Below are 19,381 nucleotides of genomic sequence, written 5' to 3'. Positions count from 1 at the left end.
GTCAGGCGGTGACGCGGTCGATCACCAGGGGCAGCAGGTCCGGGTCGGCGGCCTCGCCGACGGTGTAGGCACCTTCCAGGGCGGCGAGCGCCCGCTCGAAGCGCGCGGTCTCGTCGGCGTGCAGCGTCATCAACGGCTGCCCCGCGCGGACCAGGTCCCCCGGCTTGGCGTGCAGCACGATGCCCGCCCCGAACGACACCGGGTCCTCCTTGCGCTCCCGGCCCGCGCCGAGCCGCCAGGCCGCCAGGCCCACGCCGTACGCGTCGAGCCTGGACAGCACGCCGGACGAGGGCACGGTGATCTCCATCGTCTCGGCGGCCCTGGGCAGCAGGGCGTCGGGGTCGCCGCCCTGAGCGGCGATCATCCGGCGCCAGGCGTCCATCGCCGAGCCGTCCTCAAGGGCGCGCTCGGGGTCCTTGCCCCCGGACAGGCCCGCCGCCTGGAGCATCTCCCGCGCCAGCCGCACGGTCAGCTCGACCACGTCGGCGGGCCCGCCTCCGGCGAGCACCTCGACCGACTCGGTGACCTCCAGGGCGTTGCCCACGGCCCGGCCCAGCGGCCGGTCCATCGCGGTCAGCAGCGCGACGGTGTTGACCCCGGCGTCGGTGCCGAGCTCGACCATGGTCGTGGCCAGCTCGCGGGCCTGCTCCACGTTCTTCATGAAGGCCCCGGAGCCGACCTTGACGTCCAGGACGAGCGCGCCGGTGCCCTCCGCGATCTTCTTCGACATGATCGAGGAGGCGATCAGCGGGATCGCCTCGACGGTGCCGGTGACGTCGCGGAGCGCGTACAGCTTCTTGTCGGCGGGGGCGAGGCCGTCGCCGGCCGCGCAGATGACCGCTCCGGCCTTGCCGAGCACGTCGAGCATCCCGTCGTTGGACAGGGACGCCCGCCAGCCGGGGATGGACTCCAGCTTGTCCAGGGTGCCGCCGGTGTGGCCGAGCCCCCTGCCGGACAGCTGGGGCACGTACCCCCCGCACGCGGCGACCAGCGGCGCCAGCGGCAGCGTGATCTTGTCACCGACGCCGCCGGTGGAGTGCTTGTCGGTGGTGGCCCCCGGCAGCGACGACCAGTCCATCCTGGACCCGGATCGGATCATGGCCTGGGTCCACTCGGCGATCTCCCGCCGGTTCATGCCGTTGAGCAGGATCGCCATCGCGAGCGCGGACATCTGCTCGTCGGCGACGACACCCCTGGTGTAGGCGTCGATCACCCAGTCGATCTGCTCCGCCGACAGCTCCCTGCCGTCCCTCTTGGTGACGATGACGTCGATCGCGTCCATGCTCAGGCCCCCCGGCTCAGGTCGTCGGGCCCGAAGGCGTAGGGAAGGATCTCCGCCATCGGCTTCGGGCCGTCGATGGTCTCCAGCAGCAGCTCCGGGCCGCCGAACTCGTACAGGAGCTGGCGGCACCTGCCGCACGGCATGAGGAGCTCCTCGTGCCCGTCGACGCAGGTGAACGCGACGAGACGGCCGCCGCCGGTGGCCTGCAGCGAGGACACCAGCCCACACTCGGCGCACAGCCCGATGCCGTAGGAGGCGTTCTCGACGTTGCAGCCGGACACGATCCGCCCGTCGTCCACCAGCGCGGCGGCACCGACCGGGAACTTGGAGTAGGGGGCGTAGGCGTGGCCCATGGCCCGCACGGCCTCGGCCTTCAGCGCCGCCCAGTCGATGCCCGTCCCGGTGCTCATCTCACCACCCGTCTCGGCACCCGCTTCGGCGCCCGTCTCATTGCCCGTCTCGGTGCCCATCGAATCAGATCCGCTCGTGAGGTGCCGCGTGATGGTCACTTACCCTGTCCCCTGCGGTACGGCACGCCGTCGGCGGCCGGCGGGCGGAGCCGCTGCGCCGCCAGCGACAACACCAGCAGCGTGGTGATGTGCGGGGTGACGGAGGTGAACTCCGAGGGGATGGAGTCGGTCAGCGCGAACACCACGAACACGGCGACCGCCGCGACCCCGGTGATCAGCGCGGCCCGCGTCCGGTTCTGCCGTACGAGCTGGTAGACGGCGACCGCGGCGAGCAGGATCGTCACCACGAGCAGCAGCGCGTGCACCGACTCGCCACCCCTGCGCAGCTGGAGCGCGTCGGTGTAGCCGAACAGCACGGCGCCCCCGGCCAGCCCTCCCGGCCGCCAGTTACCGAAGATCATCGCGGCGAGGCCGATGAAGCCGCGCCCGCCGGTCTGCCCCTCTCGGTAGGCGCTGGAGGCCACCTGCGCCAGGAACGCGCCGCCCAGGCCCGCCAGGGCGCCGGAGACGAGCACCGCGATGTACTTGTAGGTGTAGACGTTGACGCCCAGCGACTCCGCGGCCACCGGGCTCTCCCCGCAGGAGCGCAGGCGCAGGCCGAACGCCGTACGCCACAGCAGGTAGTACGAGAGCGGGACGAGCAGGATCGCCAGGATCGTCAGCAGCGAGACGTTCGTGGTCAGGCCGCGCAGGATGCCCGCGACGTCCGACAGCAGGAACCACTGCTTGGCCTCCAGCGTCCTGAGCGGGTCCCCGATCCACGGCACGCTCACCACGCCGGGCTTGGGCACCGGGGGCGACTGGGAGTCGCCGCCGCCCGGCATCTCGGCGAAGGTGACCTTGGACAGGAACTGGGTGACGCCCAGGCCCAGGATGTTGATCGCGACACCGGAGATGATGTGGTCGACGCCGAACGTCACGGTGGCGATCGCGTGCAGCAGGCCGCCCAGGGCCCCGCCGATCGCGCCCGCGACGACGCCCGCCCACGGGTTGCCGAACTGGATGGCGCCCCAGGCACCGCACCAGGTGCCCAGGATCATCATGCCTTCGAGGCCGATGTTGACCACTCCGGCCCGCTCGGCCCACAGGCCGCCCAGCCCGGCCAGGCCGATGGGGATGGCCAGCGCGACGGAGGCGTTGATCGCGCCCGCTGAGGTGAGGTCGACGGCGCCGGTGACGGTCCGCGCGAAGGAGAGCAGCAGGACGAGCGCGCCGAGGGCGAGCAGCAGGACCCGCCAGGTGACCCTGAACCTGCGGGCGGGGGTCTTCGGCTCCACGAAGGGAGCCTCCGGCGTGGTGAGGGCGCCCTGGCTCATGCCGGCGTTCCTTCCCTGGTCGGGGTGGTGCCCGCCAGCTGGCGGCTCACCCGGCGCTGCTCGGCGGAGATCTGGTAGCGGTGGACCAGCTCGTAGGCGATGATCACCGAGAGCACGATCGTTCCCTGCATGATGGTGACGATGTCCGGGGAGATCTTCTGGATCTGCAGGATGCCCGCGGAGGTGTCGAGGAAGGCCCACAGCAGGGCGCCGAACGCGATGCCGACCGGGTGGTTGCGGCCGAGCAGCGCGATCGCGATGCCGGTGAAACCGAGCCCGGTGGGGAAGTCCAGGCTGTAGCTGTAGGAGGCGCCGAGCAGCTGCGGCATGCCGACCAGGCCCGCCACCGCGCCGGACAGGATCATCGAGACGAGAATCATCCGCTTGACGTTGACGCCGCTGGCCACCGCGGCCGACTCCGAGCGGCCGGTGGCGCGCAGGTCGAAGCCGAAGCGGGTCCGGTTGATCACCACGTGGTAGAGGACGCCCATCACGACCGACAGGATGATCAGGCCGAACACCTTCGTCTGGGTGCCGGCGACGATCTCCAGCCCCGGCACCTGGCCGGAGGGGCCGATCGGCTTGGTGCCGATGTTGTTGCTGCCCGCGACCTCGACCGCGAGACGCTCCTTGTTGAGCAGCCAGGCACCGAGCGCGGTGGCGATGGCGTTCAGCATGATCGTGGAGATGACCTCGCTCACCCCGCGCCGCACCTTGAGCAGCCCGGCGATCGCCGCCCATCCGGCGCCGACCAGCACGGCGACGAAGATGATCAGCGCGACGTGCAGCGGGGCGGGCAGGGTGACCGCGCCGCCGACGGCCGCGGCGGTGAGCGCCGCCAGGCGGTACTGGCCGTCGACGCCGATGTTGAAGAGGTTCATCCTGAACCCGATCGCCACCGCGAGCGCGGACAGGTAGTAGGTCGTCGCGGCGTTCAGGGTGAGCACGATCGAGCGCGGCCGGACGCCGTACTCGCCCATGATGACCAGCGTGTCGAGCGGCGGGGCACCGGTGATCGACAGGATGACCATGGTGATCAGCGCCGCGAACACGATGGCGACGAGCGGGGCGGCGAGCGAGAGCAGCCCCGCCGGCGAGACCCTTCCGAGCAGCCGGTCGGCGAAGGTGGACTTTTCCCGGCTCATCCGCGCGTCCCGGTGGGCGTGTGCGCTACGGGGGTGTTCATGCCGCGCGTCCCCGGGGGCGTGTGCGCTACGTGGGTGTTCATGCCGCCTCTCCAGCACCCGTCATGGCCGAACCGAGCTGCTCGGGTGTCACGTCCTTGGGATCCACCTCGGCGACGATCCGGCCGCGCAGGATCACCTTCAGGGTGTCCGACAGGCCGATGAGCTCGTCGAGGTCGGCCGAGATCAGCAGGACCGCCAGGCCCGCGGCGCGCGCCGCGCGCAGGTGGTCCCAGATCGCGGCCTGGGCGCCCACGTCGACGCCGCGCGTCGGGTGAGACGCGATCAGGAAGACCGGCTCCCCGCTCATCTCCCGGCCGACGATCAGTTTCTGCTGGTTGCCGCCGGACAGAGCCGAGGCGTCCACGTCGATGCCCGGGGTCCGCACGTCGTACTCCTCGACGATGCGCCGGGTGTCCTCGCGCGCTCCCGCGCGGTCGATCCAGGGGCCCCTGACGTTGGGCCGCCGGGTCTGGTGGCCGAGGATCCGGTTCTCCCAGAGCGGGGCCTCCAGCAGCAGGCCGTGCCGGTGACGGTCCTCGGGGATGTAGCCGATGCCGGCCTCGCGGCGGCGCAGCGTCGTCCAGGCGGAGATGTCGTGCTCGCCGAGGCGGATCTCGCCCTCGGCCGCGCGCATGCCCATGATGGCCTCGACCAGCTCGGCCTGGCCGTTGCCCTCGACCCCGGCGATGCCGAGCACCTCGCCCTTGCGGATGTCGAAGGTGACGCCGTCCACGACGCAGCGGTCCTCGGCCGAGTGGACGCTCAGGCCGCGCACCGACAGCGCCACCACGTCGGTGACGGTGGACTCGCGGGTCTCCGGGCTGGGCAGCTCGCTGCCGACCATCAGCTCGGCCAGCTGCCTGGCGGTCACGTCCTTGGGATTCACGCTGGCCACGGTCGTGCCGCGCCGGATGACGGTGATGGCGTCGGCGACCGAGAGCACCTCGTCCAGCTTGTGTGAGATGAAGATGATCGTCAGTCCCTCGCGGACCAGCTCCCGCAGGTTGGCGAAGAGCTCGTCGACCTCCTGCGGCACGAGTACGGCGGTCGGCTCGTCCAGGATGAGGATCCGGGCGCCCCGGTAGAGGACCTTGAGGATCTCCACCCGCTGGCGGGCCCCGACGCCCAGGTCCTCGACGGTGACGTCGGGGTCGATGCCGAGGCCGTAGGAGTCGGAGATCTCCCGGATCCTCTTCCGCGCGGCGCCGAAGTCGAGGGCGATCCCGCCCTTGCGGGGCTCGCTGCCGAGGATCACGTTCTCCAGCACGGTCAGGTTGTCGGCCAGCATGAAGTGCTGGTGGACCATGCCGATGCCCACGGCGATCGCCTCCCCGGGGGAGCGGAAGCTCACGTCCTGGCCGTTGACGCGGATCCGCCCCTCGTCCGGGCGCTGCATGCCGTACAGGATCTTCATGAGGGTGGACTTGCCCGCGCCGTTCTCGCCGACGACGGCGTGCACGTGCCCCTGCCGTACGGATAGGGAGATGTCGCGGTTGGCGACGACGCCGGGGAATCGTTTGGTGATTCCCTCGAGCTCGACGGCCGGTGCCGAGGTGCTGATGACGGCCTCCTCCGTACGGATGCCCCGATACGGAACGTGGTGGTCAGAGAGGACAAAGGGCCCGGGGGAAATGTCCACCGGGCCCCTCATTAGTACCAGGTCAGGAGGTCTTGTCCGGAACGGTGATCTCGCCGGAGATGATCTTCTGCTTGTACTCGTCGAGCTTGGCCTTGATGTCGTCGACCTGGCCACCGGTGGTGGAGTAGTCGACACCATTGGCCTTGAGGTCGTAGATCGTGCTGCCCGACTTCACGGAGTTGGTGGTGAAGCTCTTCAGGAAGTCGAAGACGGCGACGTCGACCTTCTTGAGCATCGAGGTCGCGATGACGCTCTGCAGCTCGGGAGCGGCGGTCTTCGCCTGGTCGGAGTCGACGCCGATGGCCAGGCCCTTGGCTGCCTTGGCCGCCTCGAACACGCCGCCACCGGAGCCGCCCGCGGCCTGGTAGACCACGTCGGCACCCGCGTCGAACATGCCCTCGGCCGCGGTCTTGCCCTTGGCCGGGTCGCTGAAGCCGGTGAAGTCCGGCGGCTGGGTGAGGTACTTGACCTCGATCTTCACGTCGGACTTGACCGCCTTGGCGCCCGCGGCGAATCCGGCCTCGAACTTGTTGATCAGCGGCACCTGGACGCCGCCGACGAAGCCCACGTGGTTCTTCTTGCTCTTCAGCGCCGCGGCGGCGCCGACCAGGAAGGAACCCTCGTGCTCGGCGAACAGCAGGTTCGAGATGTTGGGGGCGGCGGCGGCCGCGTCGTCGACGATCGCGAACTTGACGTCGGGGAACTCGGTCGCGACCTTCTTGACCGGGTTGGAGTACGCGAAGCCCACGGCGATGATCGGGTTGAAGCCGCCGTCGGCGAGCAGGCGCAGCCGCTCCTCCTTGGCCGCCTCGGTCTCGCCGTTACCGGCCTCCAGCTCGCTGACCTCGGCCAGGCCCAGCTCGGCCTTGGCCTTGTCGATGCCCGCCGCCGCGGAGTCGTTGAACGACTGGTCGCCACGCCCGCCGATGTCGTACGCGAGACCGACCTTCGGTCCCGTCGCGGCCGGCGCCGCACTGCTGGCGGCCCCGCTCGGCTGAGCCGACGTGGCCGGTTCCTCGCTTCCACCACACGCGGCAGCTCCCATGAGCATGCTGCCCGCCAGTGCGGTCGCGGCCAGCTTGCCGAATCGGTTCTGAAGCAAGATGGACTCCCTTCGCGTTTCAGTGCACGCGCGAAGAGACGCACGGCAACCCTGCACGGAAGATAGTTGGTCCATCAGGGTTGACCAAACCAGCACACAAGTCCGCAACAGGTCCGTTATCCAGCTCACGCCACCTTGTGACCCGGGAGGCGGCGCGGGACTACCCGCCGGTAGCACTGGATGGCCGCCACGGCCTGGCGTCGGCACTCCTGTCCGGCGGTCGACGATCGCCTTCGGGGATCATCGACCGGTTCCTCAGGATATGTCCGGACTTTTCGGCTGACTAGATGTCAGGACTCACTAGTTGTCGGCGTTCAGGGCCATGAGCGGCTCGCCCGCGAGGGGACGCTGCCCCTCCCACAGGGCCGTCAGCGCGGTCGCCGCCAGGAAACGCACCCCGGCGCCGATGGCGGTCTCGTCCACGTCGAAAGTGCCCTGGTGGATGTCGGCCAGGTGCGTCGACCCCGGCTCGCGGGTGCCGAGCCTGGCGAACGCGCCGGGAATGGACTCCAGGTACCAGCCGAAGTCCTCGCCGCCCAGGCTCTGCTCCGTCGGCACCGGAGCGCCCTCGCCGAGCACGCCCTCCGCGGCCTCGGCCAGCATCTGCACGCTGACCTTGTCGTTGACCACCGGCGGCACGCCGCGCACGTACTCCATCTCGGCCTCGACGCCGTACGCGCCGGCGACCGACTCCAGGAGCGACTTGATCATGTCGGGGGCAGCGTGCCAGGCCGCCTCGTCCAGGCAGCGCACGGTGCCCTCGGCGACGCCGTCGTCCGGGATGGCGTTGGCCACCGAGCCCGCCTCGACCCGGCCCCAGACCAGGCTGAGCGAGGAGCGGGGGTCGATCCGGCGCGAGAGCGCGGCGGGCAGCTCGGTGAGGATCTTGGCGAGCGCGAAGACGAGGTCGGCGGTGAGGTGCGGCCGGGCGGTGTGCCCACCGGGACCGCTCACCCTGATCGTGACCCTGTCGCAGGCCGAGGTGATGGGACCGGCCTTGAGGCCGACCTTGCCGACGTCCAGCCGCGGGTCGCAGTGCAGGCCGAAGATGCGGTCGACGCCGCTGATGCCGCCCGAGGCCATCACCTCCAGCGCGCCGCCGGGAAGCTCCTCGGCGGGCTGGAAGATCAGCCGGACCCGGCCGGGCAGCAGACCGGCCTCGGCCTGCTGGGCGAGGAAGAGCGAGGTGCCGAGCAGGATCGCGGTGTGCACGTCGTGGCCGCAGGCGTGGCACACGCCGGGGACCGTCGAGCTGTAGGAGACGTCCTTCTCGTCCGGCACGGGCAGCGCGTCGATGTCGGCCCGCAGCGCCACGGTCGGGCCGTCGCCGCTGCCGACGTCACAGAGCAGGCCGGTGCCGCGCGGCAGCACCGAGGGGACCAGCCCCGCGGCGGTCAGGCGCTCGGCGACACGCTGCGTCGTGCGGTATTCGGCGAACGCGAGCTCGGGATGCATGTGCAGGTCTCGACGGAAATTGATCAGTTCCTGCTCGCGACCGGCGAGGAACGTGTCGAGTTCTCCCCGCAAATTACGCCCCCGCATTGCTCACCGTCCCATCCGCGCCGGCGGGCCTGGATCCTCGACGCACCGTGCCACTGCCCAGGATCTCGAAACCCATGAGGCAGTCTCGAAAAAAAGCGATCGCCGCACCGACGGGCCGGAGTGGGGTCTCACGGGCCGCGTCAGCGCGGGCTGGTCGGTCGCCGACGCGAAAACGGCAGGCCGGTGACCCGGCGGAGCCGTCGCGTTGGCGATGACAACGACTTTATCTCTCCCTCCGAGCAGCTCGCCGACATCCAGGCCAAATGTTTTGTCACCCCATGCCCCACTCGTACATCTTCCGACCCGGGAGGACCAGGAAAGATAGCCCAAATTGACTATGAGACGATGGTTAGGTAGGGGGGCGGACGATCCGGTAGGCGGTAGCCCCCGGGCCATTTCCAAACGTCGCCGACCTGGCAATTTACGTGACCTCAGGTGCCGGTCATCGAACCCGGCGGAGTGATGCAAACGGGAGGAATGCGTGTTTCACTCCTCACATGATCACTAACATCCCATTCGGGGAGAGGCAGTCGCGTTTGAGCATATTTGAACCGGACGAGGGCACCCTGGTGGTCCTCCCCTCGTTGTCGCTTCCCCAGGATGAGCTGCGCAGGATCACCGGTCCCCTCTGCTACGAGGAGCGTCTGCTGTTTCTCCTCCTCACCCTGAGGAAGCCGAAAGTCGAGGTCGTCTACCTCACCTCGACGCCGGTGGACAGTGCGGTCGTGGACTACTACCTGGGCTTCCTCGACGATCCCGACGAGGCCCGCACGCGCCTGCAAATGATCAGTTTGGATGATCCCGACACGCACCCGCTCACCGAGGCGCTCCTGCGCCGCCCGGACGCGATCGCGCGCATCCGCGCCGCCCTCGGCGGCCACCGGGAGGGCGACGCCACCGCCGGGGACGGCGGCAACGGCGGCAACGGCGGCAACGGCGGCAACGGCAGGGCCGCCTGGATGGTGCCGTTCGTGGTGAGCGAGTACGAGGAGCGCCTCGCCGGGATCCTCTCCCTGCCGGTGTACGGCCCCGCCACCTCCCTGGCCCACCTGGGTTCCAAGAGCGGCGGACGCACGATCGGCGACGAGGCCGGGGTGCCGCTGGTCAGGGGCTTCGGCGACCTGCGCTCGCTGATCGAGGTGGAGCACGCCGCCCGCGCGATGGGCCCCACGAGCAAGCTGATGGTCAAGCTCAACAACAGCTACTCGGGACTCGGCAACGCCATCGTGACCAAGGACGACCGGCCGCTCGTCTCCTGCCCCACGAGCTTCTCCGCGTCCGGCGAGAACTGGACGACGTTCGCCGAGAAGGTCGCCGAGCGGGGAGCGGTGATCGAGGAGTTCATCGAGGACCGGCCCCTGTACTCCCCCAGCGCGCTGGCACGGATCACCCCCGGCGGCGTGTACGACGTGGTCGCCACCCACGAGCAGATCCTCGGCGGCCCCAACGGCGACGTCTACCAGGGCTGCACCTTCCCCGCCCGGCAGGAGTACCGGGCCGAGCTGGGCGCGCACGCGGAGCGGATCGCCAGGATCCTCGCGGGCCGCGGCGTGGTGGGACTGTTCGGCATCGACTTCTTCGCCGTCAAGACCGACGGCGGCTACCGCACGCTGATGTGCGAGATCAACCTGCGCATCGGCGGCACCACCCACCCGTTCGGCGCCGCGGTCCTGACCACCGGCGCGTCGTACGACCCGGGGACCGGCACGCTCGTGCACGCGGGCCGGCCGAAGTACTACGTGGCGACGGACAACTGCGCCGCGCCCGCCCTGCGGGGCCGCACTCCCGGGGAGGTGGTCAAGCTGGTCCACGACGAGGGCCTCGGCTTCGACCGCGAGCGCCGCACCGGGAACGTGCTGCACATGCTGGGCGGGATCCCGAAGTACGGCAAGCTCGGCTTCACCAGCATCGGCGACTCCGCGGAGGAGGCCGCCGAGCTACACCGGAGGACGCTGGCCACGCTGCGCCAGACAGCGTAGGCCGATCACGCCGAGCACGGCCGCCAGCACGAGGTTGACGGCGATCAGGATTCCGTGGACCACGTAGAAGGCCGTCGGATGACCGTCCGCGAGGTTGAAGCCAAGGGTGATCCATTCGAAGATCATGAAAGCGGCAAGGCCGATCAGAAAAACGGCCGTCTTTCGCGTTATTTGCATGATGTCAGTATTCCGCCGAGTGGCTCTTACCTGGTCAGGGCACCTGTAACTCCATGCGAACCGGTACGAAGCTACCCTGAGATCATCATGGGGATCAAACATGTCGCGCCCGTCGGGGTGCTGCTCGCGGCGACCGCCCTTCTCGGCGCGCCCGCACAGGCCCGGGTCGCGAACGTGCCCGCGCACGGTGGGCTCGACCTGCGCGCGGGCGCCGGTCCGCTGGACGCGGGTACGAGGGCCGGTATACCGGATTCGCGCACCGGTGCCGGTCCGGCGGACGCGCGCACGGATGCCGGTTCCGCGGCGGGCCCGCGCACGCGCCGCGAGCGGGAGCCGGTCGGCGGCACCCGGCTCGGGGGGCGGGGCCTCGTCGTCCCCGCGGGTGTGAAGGCCCCTCCCAAGACGGCCGCGAAGGCGTACGTGATCGCCGACGCCGAGAGCGGCGAGGTGCTGGCCGCCAAGGACGCCCACGGGCGCTACCTTCCCGCGAGCACGCTGAAGGCGCTGACCGCCCTCACCCTGATCCCGAAGCTGGACAAGGACCGGAAGATCACGCCGAGCAGGCGCGCCGTGAACGAGGAGGGCAGCGCGGTCGGCCTGGTCCCCAAGCCCCTCTACACCGTCGAGGACCTGTTCAAGGCGCTGATGCTCGTCTCGGGCAACGACTGCGCGATGGCGCTGGCCGAGGCCAACGGCGGGCTGGCCACGACCCTGGCGGACATGAACGCCGAGGCCAAGCGCCTGCAGGCGTTCGACACGGTGGCCAAGACCCCGAGCGGGCTGGACAAGCCGGGTCAGAGCAGCTCGGCCTACGACCTGGCGCTGATCGCCCGCGCCGGCCTGGCCAACGCCGATTTTCGGCGATATATCAGCACAAAGACTGACAAATTCCCGGCTCCCAAGGGCTACTACGAGATCGGCAACCACAACAAGCTGCTCTGGCGCTACAAGGGCATGATCGGCGTCAAGAACGGCTGGACGTCCAAGGCCCTGGGCAGCTTCGTCGGCGCGGCCAAGCGCAACGGCCACACCGTCATCGTGTCGATCATGCGTCACGACGGCTACTTCTGGGAGGAGGTCGCCGACCTGCTCGACTGGGGCTTCGCCAACCGCGGCAAGGTCCTCCCGGTCGGAAAGCTGGTCGACCCGGTCCCCGAGCCCGCCCCGCTGCCCACCGGGCCCGCCGCCTCGGCGACCCCCGCCGCCCCGGCCCCCGTCTCCGCGCAGGACCCGGCCGCGGCCGCCAGGCCCGCCGACGAGGGCGTCCCGATCGGCTACTACGCCCTCGGCGCCGCCCTGCTCGGCGGCCTGACCTGGCTGGCGTACGGCCTGCGCGGGCGCTCCCGCCGGGAGCGGTGATCCGGGCGCCCTCGCCGCGCCCGGGGCGCCCGTCCCGGGCCGGGTGGACGCCCCGCCGCGACGGCTCCCCCGCCCCCGGCGGCCCGGTCACCCCCCGGCCGGTCCCCCGCGGCTCCTGGCCGGTGCGGCCGGGAGTGTCCTGACCCCCAGGACGGCGCTCCAGGCGGCGAAGGCCAGGAGCAGAGCCGCCTGGCCGAACATGCCGAGTGTGATGATCCGGCTCGTCTCGTCGGCGAGGTCGGCGCCGTGGTTCAGCCCGGCCAGACGGACGCACAGCACCGGCAGCGCCAGGATCGCCAGGGCCAGCGGCCACGACGGGGTGCGCCGCGCGGGCGCGTACACGTGCACGCAGGCGTACGCGACGCCCGCACCCAGGATGAGCGCGCTCGCCAGGCCGGGATCGTCCAGCCACGGCCATATCCAGGCGGCGGTCGTGGGAGACGCGACCGCCTCGTACAGCGCGACGAGAGCGGCACCGGCGGCGAGGGGAGGCAGCAGGAGCCACAGCGGCCGGCGCACGGGCCGCGCGTCCCGGTGGAAACCGGTCCACAGGGCCAGCACCGTGACCAGGGGCGGCAGCAGGCCGACCGGCGCGGGCCCGGGGAATGCGGTCAGGAGCACCTGGACCAGGCCCGGCAGCTCCGGCACGAGCGCGAGGAGCGCGAGCGCCCTGGCGGCGCGCGGACGCCCGGCGAGGAGCGCCGCGAGCGGGGCGAACCAGAGGGCGCCCGCGAGGCCTCCCAGGATGGCCGCGAGCCGCTCGGGCGATCCCGGGGGCCCGGCCGCCTGGGCGAGCAGGGGCGCGGCCTCGCCGATCACCCCGTACGCGCGCAGGGTGCTCGTGACGGCCAGGGCTCCGAGGAACGCCTGCAGGCCCACCCCCAGCAGGGCCGCCAGGCGGACCGTCTCCCCCCACGCGAGGAACCTCGGCGCCGTGTGCCCCGCTCCCCCGAGACGGACCCGGACCGCCAGCGCGACGACGCTGGCGATCTCCGACCAGCGAGGCCGGGGCCCGTCGGCGTCGGAGACGCCCGGCGAGCCCTCCAGGAACACGGAGACCATCTCCTCCTCCCGCTCTGCGCGGTAGGAGGCGGGCAGCAGGCGCAGCCAGTGGCGGTAGCGCTCCTCCAGCAGGCTCATCGGCGCGCCGCCCTCCCGCTCGTCCCCTCACTCGCCATCACGCGGAACCTCACGCCCGCCCTCACACGGGACTTCACATCCGCCCTCACACGGGACTTCACATCCGCCCTCACGCGGGGCCTCCGGCGGCGGCCGTCCGGCCGTGCCGGGCGCGGAGCCGGTCGACGGCGGTCCTGGCGTTCTCCGCGAGCCGGACGGCCTCGGCCTCCAGTGTCCGCGAACCGGAGTCGGTGAGCCGGTAGTAGCGACGCAGTCGCCCCTGCTGGACCTCCTCGCGGTCGAGGGCCACCAGCCCGTCACCCGCCAGCCGGTCGAGCACGCCGTAGAGCGTGCCGACCTTGAGCTGGACCCGCCCGCCGGACAGCCGCTCGACCTCCCGCACGATGCCGTAGCCGTGACACGGCTCGTCGACCAGCGCGGTGAGGATGAGGAACGCGGGCTCCGTCATCGTCCTTGGAGTCATGCTTCGCAGCATATATCGGAAAGCAGGATATGCCGAGGGGTGGGTATCGCGTGACGCCGGGCGTTCAGGCGCGGATCGCGGTCTCCGGGACCGGGGTGGGGTCGGGCGGAGGGCCCAGGGAGGCGGTCGCGGTCCAGGCGGCGGCGTACATGATCACCCGGGCCGAGAAGTTGATCCAGACCAGCAGGCCGACCACCACGGCGAACACCCCGTAGACGGGGTTGTTCAGGGTGCCCGAGAGGATCAGTGCGGCGAGCTGCTTGAGCACGGCGAAACCGGCCGCGCCGAGCAGGGCTCCGCGCAGCAGCACCCGCCACGGCTGCCTGGACCGGCCCAGCCCCCGCAGGATGACCAGGAAGACGACGACGTCGGTGAGCACGCTGACCGCCAGCCCGGCCAGCCAGATCGTGGCGGTGGCCACCGCCGACCCCGACAGGCCGAGCCATCCGGCCACGACCCCGCTGGCCTGGGTGGCGAAACCGGCGACCAGCGCCGAGGCCACCATCGTCGTGCCGACGGTCACGAGTGCGGCCAGGTCTCTCAGCTTGGCCAGGGCGAAGTTGAGCGGCGCCTCGGTCGTCATGGAGATCTCGCGCAGCGCGCCGCGCAGGGCGTCGATCGCGCCGAGCCCGGCGTAGAGGAGCCCGAGCAGGCCGATGATCCCGGCGCTGGTCCGGGAGTCGGCGATCTGCTTGATCGGCAGCTTGTCGGCGAGGCCGGGCAGGTACTGGTTGATCGCCGTCTGCAGGGCCTGGGTGGCTTCGGGCCTGGTGGAGAGGAAGTAGCCGAAGACCGCGAAGGCCAGCGCGATGATCGGGAAGAACGACAGGAAGGCGAAGTAGCTGACCGCTCCGGCGAGCCGGTCGCCGGACTGGATCTGGTAGCGCTGGAAGGTCCTGACCAGGTGATCGAGCCAGTGCCACCTGACCCGGGCCGTGCCGAGTGTCCTTCCGAACCGCTCACGGGCCGCTTGGATACGTTCCAGCACGCTTGTCACGTGCGCCCCCTACCCAATCACCGCCGTCCCGACCGTGGACGGCGGCGGAAAAGCAGCCGTGCGCGCACGGGGGGCCACGGAGCGGACGGGAGACCGCCGGAGCCCTACCGCGAAGGAGACTCCGGCCGTACGGGAGAACGTCGCGGCCCGGGCGGGAACCCCGCCCGGGCCGCGCGAAGGAGGATCACGGGGTGGGCAGGAACCCCACCCGGTCGCGCACCCTGGCCATGGTCTCGGCGGCCACCGCGCGGGCCCGGGTGGCCCCGACGGCGAGCATCCGGTCGAGCTCGGCCTCGTTGGCGAGCAGCTTCTCGGTGCGCTCGCGGATCGGGGTGAAGGTGTCGACCACGAGCTCGGCCACGTCCTTCTTGAACGTGCCGTACCCCTGCCCGGCGTAGCGGGCCTCCAGCTCGGGGATCGGGACGCCGCTCAGCGCGGACTGGATGCGCAGCAGGTTGGTGACGCCTGGCTTGTTCTCGTCGTCGGCGAGGACCTCGGAGCCGGTGTCGGTGACCGCGCGCATGATCTTCTTGCGGAGCGGCCCCGGCTGCTCCAGCAGGTCGATGATCCCTGTGGGCGAGGAGGAGGACTTCGACATCTTCGCCGTGGGCTCCTGGAGGTCGGTGATCTTCTCGACCCCCTTGACGATGTGCGGCTCCGGCAGCGTGAAGGTCTCGCCGAAGCGGTGGTTGAAGCGCTGCGCGAGGTCGCGGGTGAGCTCCAGGTGTTGCTTCTGGTCCGCGCCGACCGGAACCCGGTTGGCCTGGTAGAGCAGGATGTCGGCCGCCTGCAGGATCGGGTAGGTGAACAGCCCGACACTCGCCGAGCTCTCACCGGCCTTGGCCGCCTTGTCCTTGAACTGGGTCATCCGCCCGGCCTCGCCCATGCCGGTGAGGCAGATCAGCACCCAGGCAAGCTCGGTGTGCTCACGGACGTGGCTCTGCACGAAGACCGTGGAGAGCTCGGGGTCGAGACCGGCGGCGAAGAGCTGGGCCGCGGCGACCCTGGAACGCCTGCGCAGCACGTCCGGCTGGTAGTCCACGGTGATCGCGTGCAGATCGACGACGCAGTAGAAGGCGTCGTACCCCTCCTGCAGGGCGACGTACTGCCTGATGGCACCGAGGTAGTTTCCCAGGTGGAAGGAGTCTGCGGTGGGCTGGATTCCCGACAGGACACGAGGACTGGCCATAGCAGCCAATTCTGTCAGCTACCGGGAGTGGTTGGCGCGCCGATCACGGCACCTCGCCCACGGCCCCGCTCGCGGTCTCGCCGAAGAACCCCGATCACGGACCCCGCCCACGGCCTCCCCGAAGAACCCCGATCACGGCATCCCGCTCACACGGGGCGCTCCCCGTCAGCTCTCGGGCGCGGGCGGCGCCTCCGGCCGCGACGTGCTCCGTTTGATCCTCACCCGGGCGACCCTGCGCCCGTCCATCTCGGTGACCGTCAGGTCGAACCCCGGGATCTCCACCCGCTCCCCCAGCGCGGGAAGGTGGCCGAGCGCCCACATGACGAACCCCCCGAGGGTCTCGTACGGGCCGTCGGCCAGGCGGATCCCGCTCTCGGTCGCCACCTCGTCGAGGTTGGCCAGCCCGTCGAGCTCGACCTCCCCGGCGGGCAGCGCGACGTGCTCGTCCGCCACGTCGTGCTCGTCGCGGATGTCGCCGATCAGCTCCTCGACGAGATCCTCCAGGGTGACGATGCCCGCCGTGCCGCCGTACTCGTCGACCACGATCGCCAGGTGGTGGCCCTCCCTGCGCATCTCCGACAGCGTGGCCATCAGCCGCTTGCTGGTGGGGACCAGCTTGACCGGGCGGATCGGCACCAGCTCGCTGATCGGCTCGATGGACCCGGTCAGCACCGGGTCGAGCAGGTCGCGAATGTGGACGAAGCCCACGATGTCATCGTAGGAGTCACGGTAGACGGGAAAGCGGGAGTGCGGCATGGCCGCGGCCAGGACCGCCGCCTCGGCCAGCCGCGTGTCGGCGGACATGAACTCCACCTCGGTGCGCGGCAGCATCACCTCGCGAAGTTGCCGCTTGCCCGCCGCGAACACCTCCCCGATCAGGTGGCGCTCGTCGGCGGTGAGCTCCTGGTGGCCCACCACCATGTCGCGCAGCTCCTCGGTGGAGATCTCCTCGCGGTCCGCGTCGGGGTCGCCGCCGAGCAGCTTGACGACCCCGTCGGTGGACTTGGACAGCGCCCAGATGATCGGCCGCGACAGCGCGGCCATCCGGTCGAGGAACGGCGCGACCAGCAGGGAGATCCCCTCGGCGCGCTGCCTGGCGATCCGCTTGGGGGCCAGCTCGCCGAAGACCAGCGAGGCGTACGAGATCGCCAGCGTCACCAGCACCAGGGAGAGCGGGGCCGTCACGGCCTCCGGCACCCCCCAGCCGGTCACCACGGGGACGAGGTCCTGGGCGAGGGTGTCGGCGCCGAAGGCGGCCGAGAGCATCGTCGCCACGGTGACGCCGATCTGCACCGCGGACAGGAAACGGTTGGGGTCGCGGGCGAGCTTGGCCGCCCTCGCCCCCCTGCGACCCTGGGTGCTCAGCCGCGCGACCTGGCTCTCCCTGAGGGAGACCATGGCCATCTCGGCCGCGGCGAAGAACCCCCCGATCAGTACGAAGAGCATGACCAAGGCGATGTTCGCCAGGACGCTGTTCACGAGATCGTCTCCGTCATGGCGGTCGCCTGTTCCGGCGGTGGCCGATATTTGATGTACCAGCATATGCTGGCGATAGACTTACAAAAGTAAACAAGTACAAACATCATCAAACAGGAGGCTCCGTGAAGCTGCTCGTCACCGGAGGCGCCGGATACATCGGCGGGGTCGTGGCGGCGCAACTCGTCGAGGCGGGCCACGAGGTCACCGTGCTGGACGACCTCTCCACCGGCCACGCCGACGCGGTGCCGCCGGGTGCCCGCTTCGTCGAGGGGTCGATCACCGAGGCCGCCGGCCTGCTGCCCGGCACGGACGCCGTGCTCCACTTCGCGGCGAAGTCCCTGGTCGGCGAGTCCGTGGAGCGGCCCGGCCTCTACTGGACGCACAACCTCGGCGGCACCCTGGCCCTGCTCGACGCCATGCGGGGCGCCGGGGTGGGCCGGATCGTCTTCTCCTCCACCGCCGCGACGTACGGCGAGCCGGAGCGCTCCCCGATCGAGGAGACCGACCCGACCCGGCCGACCAACCCCTACGGCGCGTCCAAGCTCGCCGTCGACACCGCGCTGAGCGCGTTCGCCGGGCTGTACGGCCTGGCCGCGGTGAGCCTGCGCTACTTCAACGTGGGCGGCGCCTACACCGCCGGAGACGGCAGGGTCTACCGCGAACGTCACACCGTGGAGACCCACCTGATCCCTAACATCCTCGCCGTCGCGCTCGGCGGTCGCGAGTCGGTCAGCGTGTTCGGCACGGACTACCCCACTCCCGACGGCACATGCGTGCGCGACTACATCCACGTGGCCGACCTCGCCAGGGCCCACCTGCTGGCGCTGGACGCCTGCTCGCCGGGCGAACACAAGATCTACAACCTGGGCAACGGGACGGGCTTCTCGGTCCAGGAGGTGCTGTCGGTCTGCCGCGAGGTGACCGGCCACGAGATCCCCGCGGTCGTGCGCGAGCGCCGCGCCGGTGACCCGGCCGTGCTGGTGGCCTCGTCGGACAAGATCCAGCGCGAGCTCGGCTGGAAGCCCGAGCACCCGTCGGTCCGCGACGTCGTCGCCGACGCCTGGGCCGCCATGCTCGGCTGACACCACCCGCTCCGCTCCGCCGCCCCGGCCGCGCCACCGGTCTCGGAAACCTGCGACCGGGGCCGGGCGCGAACCGGCCGGCCGCGCCTACCCCAGGCTGAAGCGGGCCGTGTTGTCGGCCGGGCGGCGGTCGCCCAGCCGGAGGGAGTAGACGGTCGCCTCGGCCCGTGGCGCGTGCGCGCGGGCCACGAAGGCGAGCGTGAAGCTCACCCGCCGGCCCGCGCCGACCGTACGAAGCCTGCACCCGACGTAGGCGGGGTGGGAGTCGCACCGCGCGCCCCTCGCCGACACGAGACGCGCCCCGCCGGTGTCGAAGAGGACCCCGGCGTCGTGGACGCGCCGCGGCCCGCGGTTGCGCACCACGGCGGCCACCGTGACCAGGCGGCCCGCACGCGTCGCGCGCGACAGCCTGACGGCCAGGTCCGCACCCTCGTCCACCTCGGTGAGCGTCTCGGAGAAGTTGTCCGTCTCGTCGTCGTCCACGACCTCGGAAGAGAGCGTGGCGCTCGCCCTCAACGGGCCCCGCGCGTCGGACCCCACCATCCCGATGATCGTCACCCCGCCGGTCTGACCGGCCAGGACGTCCGTCGGCGAGGGGCAGATCACCTCTCCGGCCGCGGCGCCGGGAAGGCACTCGGCGACGTTGACGCCGACCACCGCCACCTTCTCGGGCAGTCGTACGGTGAGCAGCGGAAGCACCGCGTCGCCGGGACCGTCGTTGCGCACCTCGGCCCGGTAGGTCAGCGGCCGCCCGGGCTGCGCGCGCTTCGGGGAGACCGTCAGCCGCACCGACAGGTCGGCGCCGCCCCAGCCGTCGTCGTCGGGGGAGGCGAGCGCCCCCCGGGGGGTCGCCACGAGCGCGAGACAGATCATCCCGGCGACGATCCGCACCGCGGCGTACTCCCTGAACACCGATCCCCCGACCACAAGTGATCATTGAACGCCGGGTCGCGCCGCTCCGCGATGATCGACACGCCG

At 71.0% G+C, this 19,381-nt stretch carries 17 protein-coding genes; 3 read left to right on the top strand and 14 right to left on the bottom strand.

Features of this window, described 5'->3' with window-relative positions:
- Position 1: 1 nt before the first annotated feature.
- The 7 genes from ACTOQ1_RS36740 to ACTOQ1_RS36710 form a co-directional block, all read right to left on the bottom strand.
- On the bottom strand, positions 2 to 1,282 hold the full coding sequence (locus tag ACTOQ1_RS36740) for a thymidine phosphorylase (protein WP_440072581.1): 1,281 nt from the start codon (positions 1,280 to 1,282) through the stop codon (positions 2 to 4).
- 2 nt (positions 1,283 to 1,284) lie between these two features.
- On the bottom strand, positions 1,285 to 1,692 hold the full coding sequence (locus tag ACTOQ1_RS36735) for a cytidine deaminase (protein WP_362849937.1): 408 nt from the start codon (positions 1,690 to 1,692) through the stop codon (positions 1,285 to 1,287).
- 95 nt (positions 1,693 to 1,787) lie between these two features.
- Positions 1,788 to 3,068 carry an ABC transporter permease gene (locus tag ACTOQ1_RS36730; RefSeq protein WP_440072580.1) on the bottom strand — a complete coding sequence of 427 codons (1,281 nt, stop codon included), beginning with the start codon at positions 3,066 to 3,068 and terminating at the stop codon, positions 1,788 to 1,790.
- Complete coding sequence (locus ACTOQ1_RS36725) at positions 3,065 to 4,213, bottom strand: ABC transporter permease (RefSeq protein WP_440072579.1); 1,149 nt, start codon at positions 4,211 to 4,213, stop codon at positions 3,065 to 3,067. Before ACTOQ1_RS36725 ends, ACTOQ1_RS36730 begins: the two co-directional genes overlap by 4 nt.
- A gap of 79 nt (positions 4,214 to 4,292) precedes the next feature.
- Complete coding sequence (locus tag ACTOQ1_RS36720; RefSeq protein WP_440072639.1) at positions 4,293 to 5,816, bottom strand: ABC transporter ATP-binding protein; 1,524 nt, start codon at positions 5,814 to 5,816, stop codon at positions 4,293 to 4,295.
- A gap of 100 nt (positions 5,817 to 5,916) precedes the next feature.
- A complete protein-coding gene (locus tag ACTOQ1_RS36715) occupies positions 5,917 to 6,996 on the bottom strand; it encodes a BMP family lipoprotein (protein WP_440072578.1) in 1,080 nt (359 codons plus the stop codon).
- A gap of 300 nt (positions 6,997 to 7,296) precedes the next feature.
- A complete protein-coding gene (locus tag ACTOQ1_RS36710) occupies positions 7,297 to 8,538 on the bottom strand; it encodes a M20 family metallopeptidase (protein WP_440072577.1) in 1,242 nt (413 codons plus the stop codon).
- 536 nt (positions 8,539 to 9,074) lie between these two features.
- Here ACTOQ1_RS36710 and ACTOQ1_RS36705 point away from each other — a divergent pair.
- Entirely contained in the window at positions 9,075 to 10,517 is a 1,443-nt protein-coding gene (locus tag ACTOQ1_RS36705; protein WP_440072576.1) for a peptide ligase PGM1-related protein, read from the top strand.
- Here the strand turns inward: ACTOQ1_RS36705 and ACTOQ1_RS36700 are convergent.
- Positions 10,476 to 10,694, bottom strand: coding sequence for an SCO4848 family membrane protein (locus ACTOQ1_RS36700; protein ID WP_362678763.1), 219 nt, complete (start codon positions 10,692 to 10,694; stop codon positions 10,476 to 10,478). The genes ACTOQ1_RS36705 and ACTOQ1_RS36700 overlap by 42 nt on opposite strands.
- A gap of 87 nt (positions 10,695 to 10,781) precedes the next feature.
- Here ACTOQ1_RS36700 and ACTOQ1_RS36695 point away from each other — a divergent pair, with 87 nt between their 5' ends.
- The gene (locus tag ACTOQ1_RS36695) at positions 10,782 to 12,053 is read left to right on the top strand and encodes a D-alanyl-D-alanine carboxypeptidase family protein (protein WP_440072575.1); all 1,272 of its coding nucleotides are present in this window, start codon (positions 10,782 to 10,784) and stop codon (positions 12,051 to 12,053) included.
- An 87-nt stretch (positions 12,054 to 12,140) separates the two neighbouring features.
- Here the strand turns inward: ACTOQ1_RS36695 and ACTOQ1_RS36690 are convergent, their stop codons facing one another.
- From ACTOQ1_RS36690 to ACTOQ1_RS36670, 5 genes are all read right to left on the bottom strand, one after another.
- Positions 12,141 to 13,193 (bottom strand): hypothetical protein, encoded by a 1,053-nt coding sequence (locus tag ACTOQ1_RS36690; RefSeq protein ID WP_440072574.1) that lies wholly within the window; start codon positions 13,191 to 13,193, stop codon positions 12,141 to 12,143.
- A 109-nt stretch (positions 13,194 to 13,302) separates the two neighbouring features.
- Positions 13,303 to 13,656 carry a PadR family transcriptional regulator gene (locus tag ACTOQ1_RS36685; protein WP_440072573.1) on the bottom strand — a complete coding sequence of 118 codons (354 nt, stop codon included), beginning with the start codon at positions 13,654 to 13,656 and terminating at the stop codon, positions 13,303 to 13,305.
- Between the two features lie 64 nt (positions 13,657 to 13,720).
- On the bottom strand, positions 13,721 to 14,653 hold the full coding sequence (locus tag ACTOQ1_RS36680; RefSeq protein WP_440072572.1) for a YihY/virulence factor BrkB family protein: 933 nt from the start codon (positions 14,651 to 14,653) through the stop codon (positions 13,721 to 13,723).
- A 184-nt stretch (positions 14,654 to 14,837) separates the two neighbouring features.
- Positions 14,838 to 15,842, bottom strand: a complete 1,005-nt coding sequence (trpS, locus tag ACTOQ1_RS36675) for a tryptophan--tRNA ligase (RefSeq protein WP_440072571.1) — start codon at positions 15,840 to 15,842, stop codon at positions 14,838 to 14,840.
- 165 nt (positions 15,843 to 16,007) lie between these two features.
- Entirely contained in the window at positions 16,008 to 17,321 is a 1,314-nt protein-coding gene (locus ACTOQ1_RS36670) for a hemolysin family protein (RefSeq protein ID WP_440072570.1), read from the bottom strand.
- Positions 17,322 to 17,443: 122 nt separating this feature from the next.
- Between ACTOQ1_RS36670 and galE the strand changes: the two genes are divergently transcribed.
- Positions 17,444 to 18,403: a UDP-glucose 4-epimerase GalE gene (galE, locus tag ACTOQ1_RS36665; protein WP_440072569.1), complete on the top strand. Its 960-nt coding sequence runs from the start codon at positions 17,444 to 17,446 to the stop codon at positions 18,401 to 18,403.
- An 87-nt stretch (positions 18,404 to 18,490) separates the two neighbouring features.
- On the opposite strand, the gene ACTOQ1_RS36660 is transcribed toward galE, so the two are convergent.
- Positions 18,491 to 19,330, bottom strand: a complete 840-nt coding sequence (locus ACTOQ1_RS36660) for a hypothetical protein (protein ID WP_440072568.1) — start codon at positions 19,328 to 19,330, stop codon at positions 18,491 to 18,493.
- Positions 19,331 to 19,381 lie beyond the last annotated feature (51 nt).

Origin of the sequence: Streptosporangium sp. OZ121 (genome assembly GCF_051918885.1) — a bacterium.
Lineage (GTDB): Bacteria > Actinomycetota > Actinomycetes > Streptosporangiales > Streptosporangiaceae > Streptosporangium.
Note: the sequence above shows the minus strand (reverse complement) of the source record. Positions and strands in the feature narration are given on the sequence as shown.

Excerpts from the sequence above, each read along its gene's own strand:
- ACTOQ1_RS36700 (WP_362678763.1), bottom strand. The coding sequence starts at position 10,694 with ATGCAAATAACGCGAAAGACGGCCGTTTTTCTGATCGGCCTTGCCGCT.
- ACTOQ1_RS36725 (WP_440072579.1), bottom strand. The coding sequence starts at position 4,213 with ATGAGCCGGGAAAAGTCCACCTTCGCCGACCGGCTGCTCGGAAGGGTC.
- ACTOQ1_RS36695 (WP_440072575.1), top strand. The coding sequence starts at position 10,782 with ATGGGGATCAAACATGTCGCGCCCGTCGGGGTGCTGCTCGCGGCGACC.
- ACTOQ1_RS36740 (WP_440072581.1), bottom strand. The coding sequence starts at position 1,282 with ATGGACGCGATCGACGTCATCGTCACCAAGAGGGACGGCAGGGAGCTG.
- ACTOQ1_RS36690 (WP_440072574.1), bottom strand. The coding sequence starts at position 13,193 with ATGAGCCTGCTGGAGGAGCGCTACCGCCACTGGCTGCGCCTGCTGCCC.
- ACTOQ1_RS36710 (WP_440072577.1), bottom strand. The coding sequence starts at position 8,538 with ATGCGGGGGCGTAATTTGCGGGGAGAACTCGACACGTTCCTCGCCGGT.
- ACTOQ1_RS36685 (WP_440072573.1), bottom strand. The coding sequence starts at position 13,656 with ATGACTCCAAGGACGATGACGGAGCCCGCGTTCCTCATCCTCACCGCG.
- ACTOQ1_RS36730 (WP_440072580.1), bottom strand. The coding sequence starts at position 3,068 with ATGAGCCAGGGCGCCCTCACCACGCCGGAGGCTCCCTTCGTGGAGCCG.
- ACTOQ1_RS36735 (WP_362849937.1), bottom strand. The coding sequence starts at position 1,692 with ATGAGCACCGGGACGGGCATCGACTGGGCGGCGCTGAAGGCCGAGGCC.
- trpS (WP_440072571.1), bottom strand. The coding sequence starts at position 15,842 with ATGGCCAGTCCTCGTGTCCTGTCGGGAATCCAGCCCACCGCAGACTCC.